General features: G+C 60.4%; 18 protein-coding genes. 5 read left to right on the top strand and 13 right to left on the bottom strand.

Annotated features, from left to right (window positions below; translation table 11 throughout):
* Nucleotides 1–33 precede the first annotated feature (33 nt).
* Nucleotides 34–927 (top strand): alpha/beta fold hydrolase, encoded by an 894-nt coding sequence (locus tag VX159_RS14200; RefSeq protein ID WP_371323541.1) that lies wholly within the window; start codon nt 34–36, stop codon nt 925–927.
* Nucleotides 928–992: 65 nt separating this feature from the next.
* Here VX159_RS14200 and recG read toward each other — a convergent pair whose 3' ends face one another.
* Nucleotides 993–2996 (bottom strand): ATP-dependent DNA helicase RecG, encoded by a 2004-nt coding sequence (gene recG, locus VX159_RS14205; protein WP_371325532.1) that lies wholly within the window; start codon nt 2994–2996, stop codon nt 993–995.
* A 69-nt stretch (nt 2997–3065) separates the two neighbouring features.
* Complete coding sequence (locus VX159_RS14210) at nt 3066–3446, bottom strand: RidA family protein (protein WP_371323542.1); 381 nt, start codon at nt 3444–3446, stop codon at nt 3066–3068.
* Between the two features lie 62 nt (nt 3447–3508).
* Here VX159_RS14210 and VX159_RS14215 point away from each other — a divergent pair, with 62 nt between their 5' ends.
* The gene (locus VX159_RS14215) at nt 3509–3940 is read left to right on the top strand and encodes a hypothetical protein (RefSeq protein WP_371323543.1); all 432 of its coding nucleotides are present in this window, start codon (nt 3509–3511) and stop codon (nt 3938–3940) included.
* On the opposite strand, the gene VX159_RS14220 is transcribed toward VX159_RS14215, so the two are convergent.
* From VX159_RS14220 to VX159_RS14235, 4 genes are read right to left on the bottom strand one after another with little or no spacing between them, the layout of a single operon-like run.
* Complete coding sequence (locus tag VX159_RS14220; RefSeq protein ID WP_371323544.1) at nt 3893–4849, bottom strand: SPOR domain-containing protein; 957 nt, start codon at nt 4847–4849, stop codon at nt 3893–3895. The genes VX159_RS14215 and VX159_RS14220 overlap by 48 nt on opposite strands.
* Nucleotides 4842–5408, bottom strand: coding sequence for a DUF2802 domain-containing protein (locus tag VX159_RS14225; protein WP_371323545.1), 567 nt, complete (start codon nt 5406–5408; stop codon nt 4842–4844). The genes VX159_RS14220 and VX159_RS14225 overlap by 8 nt, the downstream gene beginning before the upstream one ends.
* Nucleotides 5409–5441: 33 nt before the next feature.
* Nucleotides 5442–6641: an OmpP1/FadL family transporter gene (locus VX159_RS14230; protein ID WP_371323546.1), complete on the bottom strand. Its 1200-nt coding sequence runs from the start codon at nt 6639–6641 to the stop codon at nt 5442–5444.
* Nucleotides 6642–6671: 30 nt separating this feature from the next.
* Complete coding sequence (locus VX159_RS14235; protein WP_371323547.1) at nt 6672–7100, bottom strand: acyl-CoA thioesterase; 429 nt, start codon at nt 7098–7100, stop codon at nt 6672–6674.
* A 99-nt stretch (nt 7101–7199) separates the two neighbouring features.
* Here VX159_RS14235 and VX159_RS14240 point away from each other — a divergent pair, with 99 nt between their 5' ends.
* From VX159_RS14240 to VX159_RS14250, 3 genes are all read left to right on the top strand, one after another.
* Nucleotides 7200–8999 (top strand): ABC transporter ATP-binding protein/permease, encoded by a 1800-nt coding sequence (locus VX159_RS14240; protein ID WP_371323548.1) that lies wholly within the window; start codon nt 7200–7202, stop codon nt 8997–8999.
* Nucleotides 9000–9175: 176 nt separating this feature from the next.
* A complete protein-coding gene (locus VX159_RS14245; RefSeq protein ID WP_371323549.1) occupies nt 9176–10093 on the top strand; it encodes a response regulator in 918 nt (305 codons plus the stop codon).
* A 3-nt stretch (nt 10094–10096) separates the two neighbouring features.
* The gene (locus VX159_RS14250) at nt 10097–11635 is read left to right on the top strand and encodes a SpoIIE family protein phosphatase (protein WP_371323550.1); all 1539 of its coding nucleotides are present in this window, start codon (nt 10097–10099) and stop codon (nt 11633–11635) included.
* Between the two features lie 188 nt (nt 11636–11823).
* Here VX159_RS14250 and rplQ read toward each other — a convergent pair whose 3' ends face one another.
* The 7 genes from rplQ to infA form a co-directional block, all read right to left on the bottom strand.
* Nucleotides 11824–12225, bottom strand: coding sequence for a 50S ribosomal protein L17 (rplQ, locus tag VX159_RS14255; RefSeq protein ID WP_371323551.1), 402 nt, complete (start codon nt 12223–12225; stop codon nt 11824–11826).
* Nucleotides 12226–12284: 59 nt separating this feature from the next.
* Nucleotides 12285–13259: a DNA-directed RNA polymerase subunit alpha gene (gene rpoA / locus VX159_RS14260; RefSeq protein ID WP_371323552.1), complete on the bottom strand. Its 975-nt coding sequence runs from the start codon at nt 13257–13259 to the stop codon at nt 12285–12287.
* A 26-nt stretch (nt 13260–13285) separates the two neighbouring features.
* The gene (rpsD, locus tag VX159_RS14265) at nt 13286–13915 is read right to left on the bottom strand and encodes a 30S ribosomal protein S4 (RefSeq protein ID WP_371323553.1); all 630 of its coding nucleotides are present in this window, start codon (nt 13913–13915) and stop codon (nt 13286–13288) included.
* 12 nt (nt 13916–13927) lie between these two features.
* Complete coding sequence (rpsK, locus tag VX159_RS14270; protein ID WP_028994208.1) at nt 13928–14317, bottom strand: 30S ribosomal protein S11; 390 nt, start codon at nt 14315–14317, stop codon at nt 13928–13930.
* A 12-nt stretch (nt 14318–14329) separates the two neighbouring features.
* Entirely contained in the window at nt 14330–14692 is a 363-nt protein-coding gene (rpsM, locus tag VX159_RS14275; protein ID WP_371323554.1) for a 30S ribosomal protein S13, read from the bottom strand.
* 51 nt (nt 14693–14743) lie between these two features.
* Nucleotides 14744–14857, bottom strand: coding sequence for a 50S ribosomal protein L36 (rpmJ, locus tag VX159_RS14280; protein WP_011286109.1), 114 nt, complete (start codon nt 14855–14857; stop codon nt 14744–14746).
* Between the two features lie 72 nt (nt 14858–14929).
* Nucleotides 14930–15148, bottom strand: coding sequence for a translation initiation factor IF-1 (gene infA, locus VX159_RS14285; RefSeq protein WP_290899074.1), 219 nt, complete (start codon nt 15146–15148; stop codon nt 14930–14932).
* Between the last annotated feature and the right edge of the window lie 4 nt (nt 15149–15152).

Genomic DNA, 15152 nt, shown 5'->3' on the forward strand with positions numbered 1-15152 from the left:
CCCTTGCGCCTCGTTTTTTCCTTTCCCCCGACGATGCGCTCTTCCCGTTCAGAATTTCTCGATCTTCCCGATATCCGCCTGCACATCCGCCGCTGGGGCGACCCGGAGGCACCGACGCTGTTTCTGCTGCATGGCTGGATGGACGTTTCCGCCTCCTGGCAGTTCGTCGTCGACCAGCTGGCCCGCGATTGGAACCTGATCGCGCCCGACTGGCGTGGTTTCGGCCCCTCGCAATGGCTGGACCGGCCATATTACTTCGCCGAGCACGTCGGCGACATGGAGGCGATTCTCGACCACTATGCTCCCGACGGTCAGGTCAAGCTGGTTGGCCACAGCATGGGCGGCATCCTGGCCAGCCTCTACGCCGGCATTCGCCCGGAACGGGTCGAGCGCCTGATCTCGCTGGAGGGCTTCGGGATCGCGCCGATGCAGGCCGACCTGGCGCCGGAACGCTACCGGCAGTGGCTGGGGCAGATCCGTCAGCGCCCCAAGATGCACGTGCACCCGGACCGCGCCGCCTTTGCCCGGCGCCTGCAACGCGATGACCGCTTCCTGCCGGCGGAGCGCGCCGATTATCTGGCCAAGCACCTCGGCCGCGTCGGCGAAGGTGAGAACAAGGCCGGCGAACGCCGGCACGGCATCGTCTGGAACGGCGACCCGTGGCACAAGATTTTCTCCCCCTATCTGTTCCGGCTTGAAGAGTCGATGGCGATCTGGCGCCAGATCACTTGCCCGGTGCTCTGGGTGGCCGCCCGCGAGTCGTGGATCGTCAAGGATTTCGCCACCCGCCCGGGCGACTGGGAAGCTCGCCGGGCCTGTTTCGGCCAGGTCGAGGAAGCCTGGGTCGACAACGCCGACCACATGCTGCACCACGACCAGCCGGAAGAAGTCGCACGGCTGATCGAGGACTGGTTCAGCCGCCCCTGAGGCCAGAACCGTCACGGTCGACGCCGGAAAATGCCGTTTTTCAGCGTCGACCGTGAATTTCCGGCTCAGGACTTGAGCAATTCCTCGCGCGTCCCCAGCCAGCGCCGCAAATGCCGCTCGGCGGCCGCCAGGTCATCACGCAGCAGGTTCTCGGCCAATTCCCGCGCCGCTTCGATCAAGTCGGCATCAGCTTCCAGATCGGCGTAGCGCAGCAAGGGCACGCCGCTTTGCCGGCTGCCGACAAACTCGCCCGGCCCGCGCAATTGCAAGTCCTGGCGTGCGATTTCAAATCCGTCGGTGTGCTCGAAGATGATCTTCAACCGTTGCCGCGCGATTTCACCCAGCGGCCCGGCGTAGATCAGCACGCAACTCGACTCGTACTGGCCGCGCCCGACCCGGCCACGCAACTGGTGCAATTGTGACAAGCCGAAACGCTCGGCGTGCTCGATCACCATCAGGCTGGCGTTGGGCACATCGACGCCAACCTCGATCACCGTCGTCGCCACCAGCACCTGAATCTCGCCAGCGGCAAACGCCGCCATCACTGCCTGCTTTTCTGCCGCTTTCAAGCGGCCATGCACCAAACCCACGGTCAACTCCGGCAAATCGGCCAAAAGCTGCGCATAGGTTTCCTCGGCGGTCTGCAATTGCAGGGTTTCCGATTCCTCGATCAGCGGGCAGACCCAATAGGCCTGGCGCCCTTCCGCAACCAGCTTGCGGACAAAGGCGACCACGTCGTCGCGGCGGCTGTCGGCGACCAGCCGGGTACGGATCGGCGTGCGCCCCGGCGGCAGTTCGTCGAGTACGGTGACGTCGAGATCCGCGTAATAGCTCATCGCCAGCGTGCGTGGAATCGGCGTCGCCGACATCATCAACTGGTGGGGGTTATTGCCCTTGTTGCGCAAGGCCAGCCGCTGGGCGACGCCGAAGCGGTGCTGTTCGTCGACGATGGCCAGACCGAGTTTGGCGAAATCGACGCCGTCCTGGATCAGCGCATGCGTGCCGACCACCAATTGCGCCTCGGCGGCGGTTGCCGCCAGTTGCTCACGCTTGGCCTTGCTCTTGAGACTGCCGGAAAGCCAGGCGACGCGCACGCCGAGCGGCTCCAGCCAAGCGCGCAGCTTGAGATAGTGCTGCTCGGCGAGGATTTCGGTCGGCGCCATGAACGCCGCCTGCCAGCCGGCCTCGATCGCCTGACAGGCGGCGAGCGCGGCGACGATGGTCTTGCCGGCGCCAACGTCGCCTTGCAGCAGCCGTTGCATCGGGTGCGGCGCCGCCAGGTCGCGCAGGATTTCCTCGACCGCGCGCCGCTGCGCCCCGGTCAGCCCGAACGGCAACTGCGCCAGCAAGCGCCCGGCGAGCAGGCCCTCGGCCTGCAATACCGGCGCCCCCTGCTCGCGCCTTGCCAGATAAGCCCGACGCAAGGACAGCTGTTGTGCCAGCACTTCATCGAATTTCATCCGCCGCCAGGCCGGGTGACCGCGATTTTCCAGCGGCAGCTGCGGCGTTCCCGCTGGCGGCGCATGCAGAAAGCGCAGGCAACGGGCAAACTCGGGCAGTTCGAACTGCGCCCGTAACGCCTCGCTCAAGGTATCGGCGAGATCGCCGTACTTCAGCGCATTGCCGATCAACTTGCGCAAAGCATTGTTGCTGACTCCGGCGGTGGTCGGATAAATCGGCGTCAGCCCCTCAGGCAGGGGCTCGTCCTCAGCCACCGCATGAAAGCGCGGATGCACCATTTCCAAGCCAAAAAAGCCGTGGCGGACTTCACCAAAAGCACGAATCTTCGCCCCAGGCGCAAAAACTGCCTGCTGGTTCGGGTAAAAACTGAAGAAGCGCAAGGTCAGCTCGTGCTCGCTGCCGCTGGCATCGGTGGCATGCACCACCAGCTGCCGCCGTGGCCGCATCTGGATCTCGGCGCTGCGCACGATCACTTCAACCTGCACCGCGTCGGCCCACGGTCCACGACCGAGAGTGACGATCCGGGTTTCGTCTTCATAGCGCAGCGGCAAATGCAGAAGCAGATCGGCTTCGGTGTGGAGACCGATCTTGGCCAGTTTTTTCTTCATCGCCTCGGAGGCGACGATGGGACGCAGGCCGGCCGGCAAGGCCGGCGCCCCGGACTTCTCCGCCGGCATTTAGCCGAGGTACATCACCGCATCGGCCTCGACCAGCGCACCGCGCGGCAGTTCCTTGACGCCAACCGCAGCCCGCGCCGGGAAGGGCTCGCTGAAATATTGGGCCATCGTCTCGTTGACCTTGGCGAAGTTGCCAAGATCGGTCAGGAAGACGTTGAGCTTGACCACGTCGGCCAGCGAACCGCCAGCCGCTTCCGCAACTGCCTTGAGGTTATCGAAAACGCGAACGATTTGCGCATCGATGCCGTCAACCATTTGCATGGTGGCCGGATCGAGGCCGATCTGGCCGGACAGGTAAACGGTGTCGCCGACGCGCACGGCTTGCGAGTAGGTTCCGATGGCCGCCGGTGCATGCGGCGTGGCGATGATGGTCTTGCTCATCTGTTGATTTCCGATCGATTTAAAAACGGTATTTTAGCCGCGAACCCAGGAGAAAACCCCGCGTGAACACTGCAGACAACCCCGCCACACAGGCCAGGATCGCCGCCCTCAGCAAATTGCTTGACGGTCCGCGCGACAATGCCCTGCTGCGCTTTTCACTGGGCAACGAGTATCTCAAAAGCGGCGATCTGTCCGAGGCTGAAAAATGCTATCGCGCCGCCGTTGACCGTGATTTCCATTTTTCCGCTGCCTGGAAAGCCCTGGGCAAAACACTGGCCGCAGCCGACCAGCCAACCGCAGCGCTAGCGGCCTTCCGTACAGGCATTGGCGTTGCCAGCGAACAAGGCGATGTGCAAGCAGCCAAGGAAATGCGGGTTTTCAGCCGCCGACTGGAAAAAAACCTGCCCCAACCGATGACCGATAGCCAGCCCCAGCGGGGCGCACTCTCAGCGTCGCCCACCCCGGGGAGCCATCAGCACGGTATCGATCCCTAAGCCGCGCAACTTGGCCTGTGCCGCTTCGGCTTCCTGCCGGGTGCGGAAAGGTCCAACCTGCACTCGGGTTTCGAGTGTGGACGGAACACCGCTCAAGGTCAGCTTGGCATGCAACTCTTCAGCCAACTGCGGATTGGAAAACACTCCAGCCTGGAGCGCAAACCCGGAAAACAGCCGAGGTGGCTCGGGTGTGCGCGGTGCTGACTGACCACCAGGCACCGGTGCGGCTGCCGGCGTTTGCGAGCGGGTTTCCAGCACCCGCGCCGACGGCTTGGCCACAGTTGACTCGACAGGCACCGAAGGCGGCACCAGAGGCGGCGCCGCAGTCCCTTCCGCCAGCGACGGCCGCGACGGGCGAGGAGAGGGGTTGCCGGCAGCCGGGGCCCGGGCAGCACCGGAACCCGGCGACACCGGCTCGACCGGGGCTGCCGTCGGCTTGAGCGGCACATTCACGGTCGACGCCGCAACCGGGGGATTTTTCCCGCCGTCCAGCGACGGCCGAGCCTCAACCCGGGGTGGAGGCAACTCATCGGCGATTTTTTTGCCGCCCTCGCGAGGAAGTTCGCGCTGACCAATGGTTCCATCCTTGGCCACCGGCTCTTCGACCGCCTTGGCGGGCTCGGGCGGCGGAGGCAACTCGGTTGTCTGCTTTACCGGTTGCGAGACTTCTTTTTTCGGCGGAACCGGAATCGGCTTGCTGAAGGCCGGCAAATCATCTTCTTCCTGCGGTGGCGCAGCAAGGTGATCAAAAACCGCGAGGGTGCCCAACAGGAGGCTGATCAGCAGCCCAGCAACTGCCAGACGCTTGAGCAGCTTGCCACGCAACTCATCCTGCACCTCCGGCTCCACCTGCTCGGCCACCGGTTTGGGCGCGACCGGCTTGCGTGCCGACGGGGGGGTTTTAGCCATGCGCCACACCTCCTTGTTGACTGCGCGCCAGTCCCACCACCATTTCGGCCTCGGCGCGGGCAATCCCGCAACGCTCGGCAATCATCTGCGCACTGTATCCGGCCATCGCCATCTGCATCGCATCACTGTACAACGGCGAAACACTTTGCCCCGCCCGCAACTGTGCCAGCTCCTGTTGCATATCCTGGCGCAATTCCTGCATTTCGCCGCGCACTGAGGCCAGATCGCGCCGCAACGACTCAAGCTCGCGCTCAAGTTCGAGCCGGGATACGCCGGCCGGACGCGCACCTTCGTCGGCCACATCGCGCGGGCGCGAACGTTCACGGCGCACCGCCGGCCCTGGCTCAGGGGGCTGCCGCAGCAACTCATCGAGCGTTAGCGCCGGTGCCGAATCGATCTCTGGCAAAGCCGGCTCACGCCCCGGTTCAGCCCCCGGTTCCGACTCGCCCCCCGCATTGCGCACCGCATTGAGCCGCCGCATGCGCAGCAGGACGAACAGCATGTAGCCGGCGAGCACGACGATCAGCGCGACAACCGCCTCACGTACGCCCAGTGTCATGCCTTTTCCTGCTCCGGGAAAACGGCCGTCAACTTAGAAACCAAGCGAGTACTGCGCACCCAAAATGTGGGCACTGGCATCATATCGGCCGCTCAGGGAAGTTCCGTTGCGATTCTGCGAAACGGTCGGATCCTTGACGTAGAGGTAGGAGTAACCAACGTCCAGACGCCCGCCCTGGCCAAGCTTCCACTGCCCACCCAAGGACAGCCACAGGCGGTCGTTATCGGGAACTCGCGGCGAACGAACGGCATCGGTGACCGGCGTCCGGTCCCAGGCGATGCCGAATTTCAACTTGGTATCATCGCTGTAGCGGTAAGCGGCCCCCCAGGCAAAACGCCAGGAGTTCTTGTAGCCGAAATGCTCGGTGTCCGGAGTTGCGCCGCCATAATTGACCAGCAACTTGTCGAGAGAATTCCAGCGGGTATAGGAGAGGTCGCCCATCGCCTCCCAACGGTCGGACACCTGCTGCCAGACCGACAGGATGAAGGTATCCGGGAGCTTGATGTCGGCTGTGGCGCTACGACTGACGCCGGCCAGCGTGCGCGAACCCTCCAGCCGGTAATCGACCGCCGACCGATAGGAAACGCCAAGCCGCATTGCAGGCGACAGAGTGAACAATGCACCGACGTTCCACCCGAGCCCAGCATCATCCCCCTTGACCCGGTAACCACCGGCCAGTGCGCTGGTCATTTCGGCGTCGATAGTCTGATAGTTCAGGCCAAAACCCAGCGAAACCTTGTCGTTCAGCCGGTAAGCCAGCGAAGGATTGTAATTGACGGTGCGGATTTCCGACTTGACGGCAAGATTTGCACCGACCCAGTTGTTGGCGGTGTATTCGGTGGCCAGGCCGAAAGGCGCGGAGATGCCAAAGCCAAGATACAGCCGGTCACTCAACTGCTGCGAGAAATAGGCATTCGGAACGCCGGCCCAACCGCCCGCATCGCCGCCGTTCGGACCGCTGGCATTGGCCCCGGTTGAACCATGATTGCTGAACCGGTAGCTTGGACCGACCGCGGAAACGCCAAGCGAAATCTGCGTTCCCGGCAACTGCGTCAGCCCGGCAGGATTGAAGAAGTTGGTGCTGGCGTTGTCGGCAACCGCCGCCGACCCGGCGTAGGCATTGCCCAGACCGCTGGCATTCTGCTCCCACAACTGGAAAGCGGCCGCTGACGCGGTGGCGGAAAAGCCCGCAAGGATCAGGGCCGACAAAGGACGCAGGGTTCGTTTTTTCATGGCAGGAATTCCGGAAAGCATGCACGAGGCTCAACCGCGCGATTCTATTCCATTTTGCGTGTTTATTTCTTCGGGAATCGCCCGTTTGCTGCCGTCGGCGTCGATCGCGACATAGGTCAGTTCGGCTTCGGTAACCTTGACCACCGTAGTCGGCGCAAAATTCCGCTCGGCGTACACCTCGACCCGGACAGTAATCGATGTCCGGCCGACGCGCACGATCTCGGCATAAAGACTGACAATATCGCCAACCGAAACCGGTTGCTTGAACTGAAAGGAGTTCACCGACACCGTCGCCACCTTGCCGCGCGCTCGCCGCATCGCCGGGATAGCCCCGGCCACATCAACCTGTGACATGACCCAGCCCCCGAAGACATCGCCATTCTGATTCAAGTCAGCCGGCATGGGGACGACACGCAAGGCCACATCGCGGTCAGGCAGGCAGATCCGTTCTACGCTCATCGCAACTCCGCATAAAATTTGAGACAGGGAGCTGATTTTCGCGGAAAGCGGGGAGTTTTCATATACTCCCGCTCTCGCCCATTCATCACGACCCAGCCCATGCGCCGCTCGACATCCTTGCCCCGCCCGCCCGCTGGCGCCCCCCTGGCAGAAACTCACGCCTGGGAAACCGTCAAGCTGCTCTTCCCCTATCTCTGGCGCTACCGCTTGCGAGTAATCGCCGCACTGAGTTGCCTGATTGCCGCCAAGGTCGCCAACGTTGGAGTTCCGCTAGTTTTCAAGCACATGATCGACGATCTGGGCGGTGAGAAACTGGCTCTCGGCTTACCAGTGTTGCTGCTGCTACTGTACGGAGCGATGCGTTTTTCGACATCGCTATTCACCGAACTGCGGGAAATCCTGTTCACCCGAGTAACCCAACGTGCAGTTCGCCAGGTAGCACTGGAGGCCTTCCGCCACTTGCACGCACTTTCCTTGCGCTTCCATCTCGAACGCCAGACAGGAGGTATTTCACGGGATGTTGAACGAGGCACCCGCTCGATTTCGAGTCTGATGTCCTACTCGCTGTACTCAATCCTGCCCACCCTGATCGAGATCGGTCTGGTACTGGGCATCCTGGTTGTTCGCTACGACGCAGGCTATGCGCTGATCGTCCTGGCCTCACTGAGCGCCTACATGGCTTTCACCATCAGCGTCAGCAACTGGCGGATTGCAATCCGCCGTGCCGTCAACGAAACCGACTCGGCTGCCAACACCCGCGCCGTAGATAGCCTGCTCAACTACGAAACCGTCAAATATTTCAACAACGAGGACTGGGAAGCTCGTCGCTACGACGAACAACTGCAACATTGGGAGGCGGCAGCAGTCCGCAGCCAGAAAAGCCTGGCCCTGCTCAACCTGGGACAGCAGGCGATCATCGCTTGTGGCGTCACTGCAATGATGTGGCGCGCCGCGCAAGGGGTGGTCGATGGGCAAATGACGATTGGCGATCTGGTGCTGGTCAATGCGCTGCTAATCCAGTTGTATGTCCCGCTCAACTTTCTCGGGATCGTCTATCGCGAAATCCGGCAGGCACTGACCGACATCGAGCGGATGTTCCTGCTCTTGCGCGAGCACCGAGAAATCGCCGATACCCAGGATGCAGTCGACCTTCCATCGGGGCCGCTGGCAATCGAGTTTTCCACGGTCGACTTCGCCTACGAACCAAAACGCCCCATCCTGCACGCGATCGATTTTCGTATCCCTGCCGGACAAACCGTTGCGGTGGTCGGCCACTCTGGAGCGGGAAAATCGACGCTGGCCCGCCTGCTTTACCGCTTTTACGATGTTAGCCAGGGCAGCATCCGGATTGCCGGCCATGACCTGCGCGACCTCCGCCAGGACAGCCTGCGCCGAGCCATCGGCATCGTTCCGCAAGACACCGTGCTGTTCAACGACAGCATTCGCTACAACATCCGCTACGGTCGTCCGGATGCTAGCGATGCGGAGGTCGAGGCTGCGGCCCGTGCGGCGCAGTTACATCATTTCGTCGCTGCCTTGCCGCAAGGCTACGAGACGCGAGTTGGCGAGCGCGGCCTGAAGCTATCCGGTGGCGAGAAACAACGCGTCGCAATTGCTCGTGCCTTACTCAAAGACCCGCCAATCATGATTTTTGACGAAGCCACCTCGGCGCTCGACTCAGGCACGGAGCGGGCGATCCAGCAGCAACTGGAACAAGTGGCACAAGGCAAGACTACGCTGATCGTCGCCCACCGACTCTCGACGGTGATGCATGCCGACGAAATTCTGGTTTTTGCCGAGGGCCGCATCGTCGAGCGAGGACGACATCCGGAACTGCTTGCCGCCGGCGGCACCTACGCCGGGATGTGGGCACTGCAGCAGCAAGAACAGGCCAGCTAGCAACAGGCGTCAACTGCTTGACTCCCACCCCTGACTTGCGGCCGACTTTCCCGCCCAGCGAACCCGACCAGCCGGGGAGCAAGCGTGATAGGATGCGCATTTACGAGACCAACCGGGGAGTGATAGCTGGCGCGGCGCACTCCCGCGAAATGTAATAAAAATAGGGAATCCGGATCATGAGTCAGGCAAGCGTCCTCGTCGTTGATGACGAAGCGATCAACCTGGAAATACTCAGCGAGTATTTCGAAGGTGAGAGCAATCTGGCACTCCACACCACCTCAAATGGCGAAGATGCCTGGGCTGCGCTGCAGAACCCGGACAACAGTTTTCAGGTGGTCTTGCTCGACCGCATGATGCCGGGACTCGACGGAATCGGCCTGCTCAAACGCATCAAGGCAGACCCGCGCCTGGCAGCAATTCCGGTCATCATGCAGACAGCCGCCGGATCACCCGAGCAAATCCGGGAAGGCCTGGAGGCCGGAGCCTATTACTACCTGACCAAACCCTATCGCCGTGATGGCCTGCTGGCCATCGTCCATGCCGCCCTGGCCGATGCTGAAACTCGCGATGCACTGCGCAAGCAACTGAACCAGCACGTCTACTCACTGAAATTCATGGACCAGGCTGAATTTTCGATCCGCACCGTCGATGAGGCTGCGCAGCTGGCTTCATTCGTCGCGCACGCCTGCCCGGTACCCGATGCAGCGATCATGGGCATTTCCGAGTTGCTGATCAACGGCATCGAACATGGCAACCTTGGCCTGACCTACAGTGAAAAGTCCGCACTCAAGCTGAGCGACAAATGGCAAGACGAAATTGAACGCCGCAGCAAATTGCCTGAAAACACCAACAAACGGGTACACCTTTCGTTCCGGCGCAGTGAAAAGGGCGTCGAGTTGGTCGTGCGCGACGAGGGCCAAGGCTTCGATTGGCAGAAGTATCTAGAAATCGACCCGGCCAGGGCTTTCGATCCAAATGGTCGGGGCATCGCGCTTGCGCGCATGCTCTCCTTTTCGAGCATCCGTTACGAGGGTTGCGGCAATATCGCGATCGCCTGCATCGACGCCCCCGAAGGCATCCCGACAAGCGAGTAAGCCATGGCCGGCCATATTTCCCTGAAGGTTCTCGCCGTTGACGACAACCGTACCAACCTGCACATCCTCCAGGTCTTTCTGAAGAAACTGGGGCATCAGGTCATCCTCGCCGAAAATGGCGAAGAGGCGGTAAGGCGGTTTGCCAGCGAAGAAATTGACGTCGTCCTGCTCGACATCATGATGCCGATCATGGATGGTTTCGAGGCATCTCGCCAGATCAAGGCCATGTCGCGGGAACGGTGGACCCCGATCATCCTGCTTTCCGCACTCAACCGGGACGAGAATCTGGTCGAGGGCCTGGAAGCGGGTGCCGATGACTACCTGACCAAGCCGATCAACTTTGTCGTTCTCGAAGCCAAACTACGCTCAGTACACCGAACACTGACGCTGCAACAGCAATCGATCGATACCGCACGCCGCGAGCAGGCAGTCGCCGACAACATCATTGATGCGATTATCACGATCAACGACCGGGGTATTATCTCTTCGGTCAACCGGGCAGCAGAGCGAATTTTCGGCTGGCGCAGCGAAGAACTGGTTGGTAACAACGTCAAGATGCTGGTTCCGGAGCCGCACCGCAGTGCGCACGATGGCTACATCGAAAACTATACCGGTGGCGGACAGCCAAAAATCATCGGCAAGGAACGCGAAGTTGAAGCGCTCCACAAGGACGGCCACACTTTCCCTGCGACACTCGGAGTCACCGAGGTTTTCCTCGATAACAAGCGGATGTTCATTGGCTTGGTACGCGACATATCAGAGCGCAAGCAATCCGAACACAAGTTGCAGGAAAACGCCCGCCTGCTGCAGGCCTACTACGACCAAACGCAAAATGAGCAGCAACTGGCTCAACGTTTGATGGAGAAGCAACTTCATCGCAAGGGCTTGCAGGACAAGCGCCTACGCTACAAGGTAATTCCTGCAGAAAACTTCAGCGGCGACATCGTCGCCGCCAACCGGTCCCCCGAGGGCCGTTTCTACGCCCTGCTCGCAGACGCCACGGGCCATGGCCTGCCGGCAGCGATCAGCGCCCTCCCGGTACTTGCGATCTTCTACCGCCTCGCCCGTCTCAACAGTTCATTGCGCGAAATGGTGCACGAACTCAACCAGCAACTGAAGGAATCAATGCCGATAGGACGCTTCGTTGCTGCCACGCTGGTTTGCCTGGACGAAGAAGCAAAAACGGGAGAAATCTGGGTTGGAGGCACGCCGCAAGCCTTCCTGTTCGACCGCTGGGGGCGCCCGTCCCGTGTCTTCGAATCGGACAATCTGGCCTTGGGTATTATTGGCAACGAAGAACTGGACTGCCGGCCGGTAGCGTTCACCTGGGAAAGCGAGAGCCAACTGGTACTTTGCTCCGACGGCCTGCTGGAAGCCTCCAACAATCAAGGAGAGCAGTTCGAAGTGGAGGGATTGCTGGCAGCAACCGCGAATACCTCTCCGCATATCCGTTTTGCCAATATTGAATCGGCGCTGGCCAAGCATCTGCAGGATCAGGTAGCCACTGACGACGTATCGCTGATGGTGATCGACTGCCCTTGAGGTAGCGGGATTCTGACAGACCCAAACCACAATTAGCGTATCCGCCTGCTTCCTTCAGGGGGCGCAGGTCTCCTCGCTATCAACACGGGCAGACTTGGTTACTCGGAAAATTAGTCGGGAATTGTCTTGTAAGATAATCATAGAAAAGCCCCGCAAGTGCGGGGCTTTTCTATTGGCGCGAGGCGTTGTTACTCGCCGGCGCTTTCTTCGACTTCAACTGCTTCGGTGGGCTCCGGGCGGTCCAGCAGTTCGACGAATGCCATCGGAGCGTTATCGCCGACGCGGAAGCCGCACTTCAGGATGCGCAGGTAGCCACCCGGGCGCTGAGCATAACGCGGACCGATTTCGGCGAAAAGCTTGACCACGACCTCACGATCGCGCAGACGGTCAAAAGCCAGACGCTTGTTAGCCAGGGTCGGGTTCTTGCCCAGCGTGATCAGCGGCTCGACGACGCGACGCAGTTCCTTGGCCTTGGGCAAGGTGGTCTTGATCGCTTCGTGCTTGAGCAGAGAAACGCTCATGTTACGCAGCATCGCCAGGCGGTGGCTGCTGGTACGGTTCAGTTTACGAAGTCCATTGCGGTGACGCATGGTTAATCCTTTCTATGTTCTGCAGGCGTCCCTTGAAGCGCACAGCGGAAAGCTGGCGCTCAGGCCTTTTCCAGGCCGGCGGGCGGCCAATTTTCCAGCTTCATGCCCAGGGTAAGACCACGGGCAGCAAGCACTTCCTTGATTTCGTTCAGCGACTTGCGACCGAGATTCGGCGTCTTCAACAGCTCGTTTTCAGTCCGCTGAATCAGATCGCCGATGTAGTAGATGTTCTCGGCTTTGAGACAATTCGCAGAACGAACCGTCAATTCGAGATCATCCACTGGCCGCAATAGAACCGGGTCGACCTGGGCCGGGCGGGAAGCCTCGGCCACCGGCGCCGTACCTTCGAGATCAGCAAACACGGCCAGCTGCTCCATCAGCACGCGGGCCGCGTAGCGGATTGATTCCTCGGGATCGACGATACCGTTGGTCTCGATGTCGACAATCAACTTGTCCAGATCGGTACGCTGCTCAACGCGGGCACTCTCCACCGAGTAGGCAACACGCCGGATCGGAGAAAAGGAAGCATCCAGGACCAACTTGCCGATGGTCTTGGAGTCGCCCAGGTTGCGGACATTGCCCGGAACATAACCACGGCCTTTTTCGACCTTGATTTCCATGTTCAACTTCCCACCTGCGGAGAGATGGGCGATGACATGTTCCGGATTGATGATTTCGACATCGTGCGGCAGCTCGATATCGGCTGCGCGAACGATGCCCTCACCTTCACGAGCGAGCTTGAGCGTGACGACGTCACGGCCATGCAGCTTGAAAACAACACCCTTGAGGTTCAAAAGGATGTCAACGACATCCTCCTGAACGCCATCAATGGTGGAGTACTCATGCAGCACGCCGTCAATTGCGACTTCAGTCGGCGCGTAGCCCGGCATCGACGAAAGCAGGATACGCCGCAGCGCATTGCCCAGCGTATGACCGTAGCCGCGTTCGAACGGCTCCATCACCACCTTGGCTTGCACCGGGGAAACGCTTTGAACATCGATGATACGGGGCTTGAGAAGACCACTGCTTTGCATGGGCTAATATCCTCGGCGAAGTGGAATTACTTCGAGTAAAGTTCGATGACCAGACCTTCGTTCAGGTTGGCAGGCAACTCGGAACGCTGCGGCATCGCCTTGAACGTACCTTTGCCTTCCTTGACATCAACCGAAATCCACTCCGGGAACCCACGGGACTCAGCGGCTTCGAGAGCAGCCTTGCAACGCAGGGAAGCACGGGCACGATCAGTCAGCTGAACAACATCACCCGGCTTGACGATATAGGACGGAATGTTGACACGCTTGCCATTGACCAGAACGCCATTGTGGCGAACGACCTGGCGGGACTCGGTGCGGGAAGCACCAAAACCCATGCGATAGGCAACGGAGTCCAGACGGGCTTCGAGCAATTGCAGCAGGTTTTCGCCGGTTTGGCCTTTGCGGCGATCGGCTTCGGCGAAGGTCTTGCGGAACTGACCTTCCAGAACGCCATAAACGCGACGAATCTTCTGCTTGGCGCGAAGATGCACGCCGTAGTCAGACAAACGGGCACCGGACTTCTGGCCGTGCTGACCGGGAGCGTAGGAACGGCGTTCAATCGCGCACTTGTCGGTGTAACACTTTTCGCCCTTCAGGAAGAGCTTCTCGCCTTCACGGCGGCACTGACGGCACTTGGGATCGAGATTACGAGCCACTTGTCTTACTCCTTAAATGCGGCGCTTCTTGGGCGGACGGCAGCCGTTGTGCGGCACCGGCGTGACATCGGAAATCGCGGTGATCTTCATGCCCAGCGCGTTGAGTGCGCGGACGGAGGACTCACGACCGGGACCAGGGCCCTTGATGCGAACTTCCAGATTCTTGACGCCACATTCCTGAGCCACTTTGCCAGCAGCTTCGGCAGCCACCTGAGCGGCAAACGGGGTGGACTTGCGGGAGCCACGGAAACCGGCGCCGCCAGAGGTAGCCCACGAAAGCGCATTGCCCTGGCGATCGGTGATGGTGATGATGGTGTTATTGAACGAGGCGTGGATGTGGGCAATGCCCTCAGCAACGTTCTTTTTAACCTTTTTGCGAACTTTGGTAGCAGTCTTTGCCATTTTTCGTTCCTATTACTTCTTACCGGCGATAGCCTTGCGCGGGCCCTTGCGGGTACGTGCATTGGTCTTGGTGCGCTGGCCACGGCAAGGCAAGCCCTTGCGGTGACGCAGGCCACGGTAGCAGCCAAGGTCCATCAGACGCTTGATGCTCATGGTCACTTCGCGACGCAGGTCGCCTTCGACGGTGAACTTAGCAACTTCGTCACGCAGACGATCCATCTCGGCGTCGGTGACATCTTTCATTTTCGTGGTACGAGCCACGCCGGCTGCATCACAGATCAGCTGTGCACGCGTACGGCCGATGCCGAAAATCGCGGTCAACGCGATTTCAGCATGCTTGTGGTTCGGAATGTTTACCCCAGCAATACGGGCCATTGAATCACTCCAATATTTCTAAAATTAACAAATGCCGGACATGCCAGGGAATTAACCCTGGCGCTGCTTATGACGCGGGTCCTTGCAAATGATGCGCACGACGCCCTTGCGACGGATCACTTTGCAGTTGCGGCAAATGCGCTTCACAGAAGGTTGCACTTTCATGTTTAACTCCTCGTCTGCCGGGCTAGGAAGCAGCCGTGATTCGTCGCCCAGCGGTTATTGCGTAGAGAACCGTTACTTTGCGCGGAAAACAATCCGCGCCTTGCTAAGATCGTACGGTGTTAATTGCACCGTTACCTTGTCACCGGGAAGGATCCGGATGTAATGCATCCGCATTTTCCCGGAAATGAAGCCATGTACTACATGGCCATTTTCCAGCTTGACCTTGAAGGTCGCATTAGGCAGGTTTTCGAGAACCTCACCTTGCATCTCGATGTAGTCTTCTTTCGCCATAACT

The sequence above is a fragment of the Dechloromonas sp. ZY10 genome, from assembly GCF_041378895.1.
GTDB lineage: Bacteria > Pseudomonadota > Gammaproteobacteria > Burkholderiales > Rhodocyclaceae > Azonexus > Azonexus aquae.

Bases quoted from the DNA above. Each gene is read 5' to 3' on its own strand.
- VX159_RS14220 (WP_371323544.1), bottom strand. From the start codon at position 4,849: ATGGCTAAAACCCCCCCGTCGGCACGCAAGCCGGTCGCGCCCAAACCG.
- recG (WP_371325532.1), bottom strand. From the start codon at position 2,996: ATGAAGAAAAAACTGGCCAAGATCGGTCTCCACACCGAAGCCGATCTG.
- VX159_RS14250 (WP_371323550.1), top strand. From the start codon at position 10,097: ATGGCCGGCCATATTTCCCTGAAGGTTCTCGCCGTTGACGACAACCGT.
- infA (WP_290899074.1), bottom strand. From the start codon at position 15,148: ATGGCGAAAGAAGACTACATCGAGATGCAAGGTGAGGTTCTCGAAAAC.
- VX159_RS14230 (WP_371323546.1), bottom strand. From the start codon at position 6,641: ATGAAAAAACGAACCCTGCGTCCTTTGTCGGCCCTGATCCTTGCGGGC.
- VX159_RS14235 (WP_371323547.1), bottom strand. From the start codon at position 7,100: ATGAGCGTAGAACGGATCTGCCTGCCTGACCGCGATGTGGCCTTGCGT.
- rpsM (WP_371323554.1), bottom strand. From the start codon at position 14,692: ATGGCCCGTATTGCTGGGGTAAACATTCCGAACCACAAGCATGCTGAA.
- VX159_RS14245 (WP_371323549.1), top strand. From the start codon at position 9,176: ATGAGTCAGGCAAGCGTCCTCGTCGTTGATGACGAAGCGATCAACCTG.
- rpoA (WP_371323552.1), bottom strand. From the start codon at position 13,259: ATGCAAAGCAGTGGTCTTCTCAAGCCCCGTATCATCGATGTTCAAAGC.
- VX159_RS14240 (WP_371323548.1), top strand. From the start codon at position 7,200: ATGCGCCGCTCGACATCCTTGCCCCGCCCGCCCGCTGGCGCCCCCCTG.
- VX159_RS14210 (WP_371323542.1), bottom strand. From the start codon at position 3,446: ATGAGCAAGACCATCATCGCCACGCCGCATGCACCGGCGGCCATCGGA.
- VX159_RS14225 (WP_371323545.1), bottom strand. From the start codon at position 5,408: ATGACACTGGGCGTACGTGAGGCGGTTGTCGCGCTGATCGTCGTGCTC.
- VX159_RS14200 (WP_371323541.1), top strand. From the start codon at position 34: ATGCGCTCTTCCCGTTCAGAATTTCTCGATCTTCCCGATATCCGCCTG.
- rplQ (WP_371323551.1), bottom strand. From the start codon at position 12,225: ATGCGTCACCGCAATGGACTTCGTAAACTGAACCGTACCAGCAGCCAC.
- rpsK (WP_028994208.1), bottom strand. From the start codon at position 14,317: ATGGCAAAGACTGCTACCAAAGTTCGCAAAAAGGTTAAAAAGAACGTT.
- rpmJ (WP_011286109.1), bottom strand. From the start codon at position 14,857: ATGAAAGTGCAACCTTCTGTGAAGCGCATTTGCCGCAACTGCAAAGTG.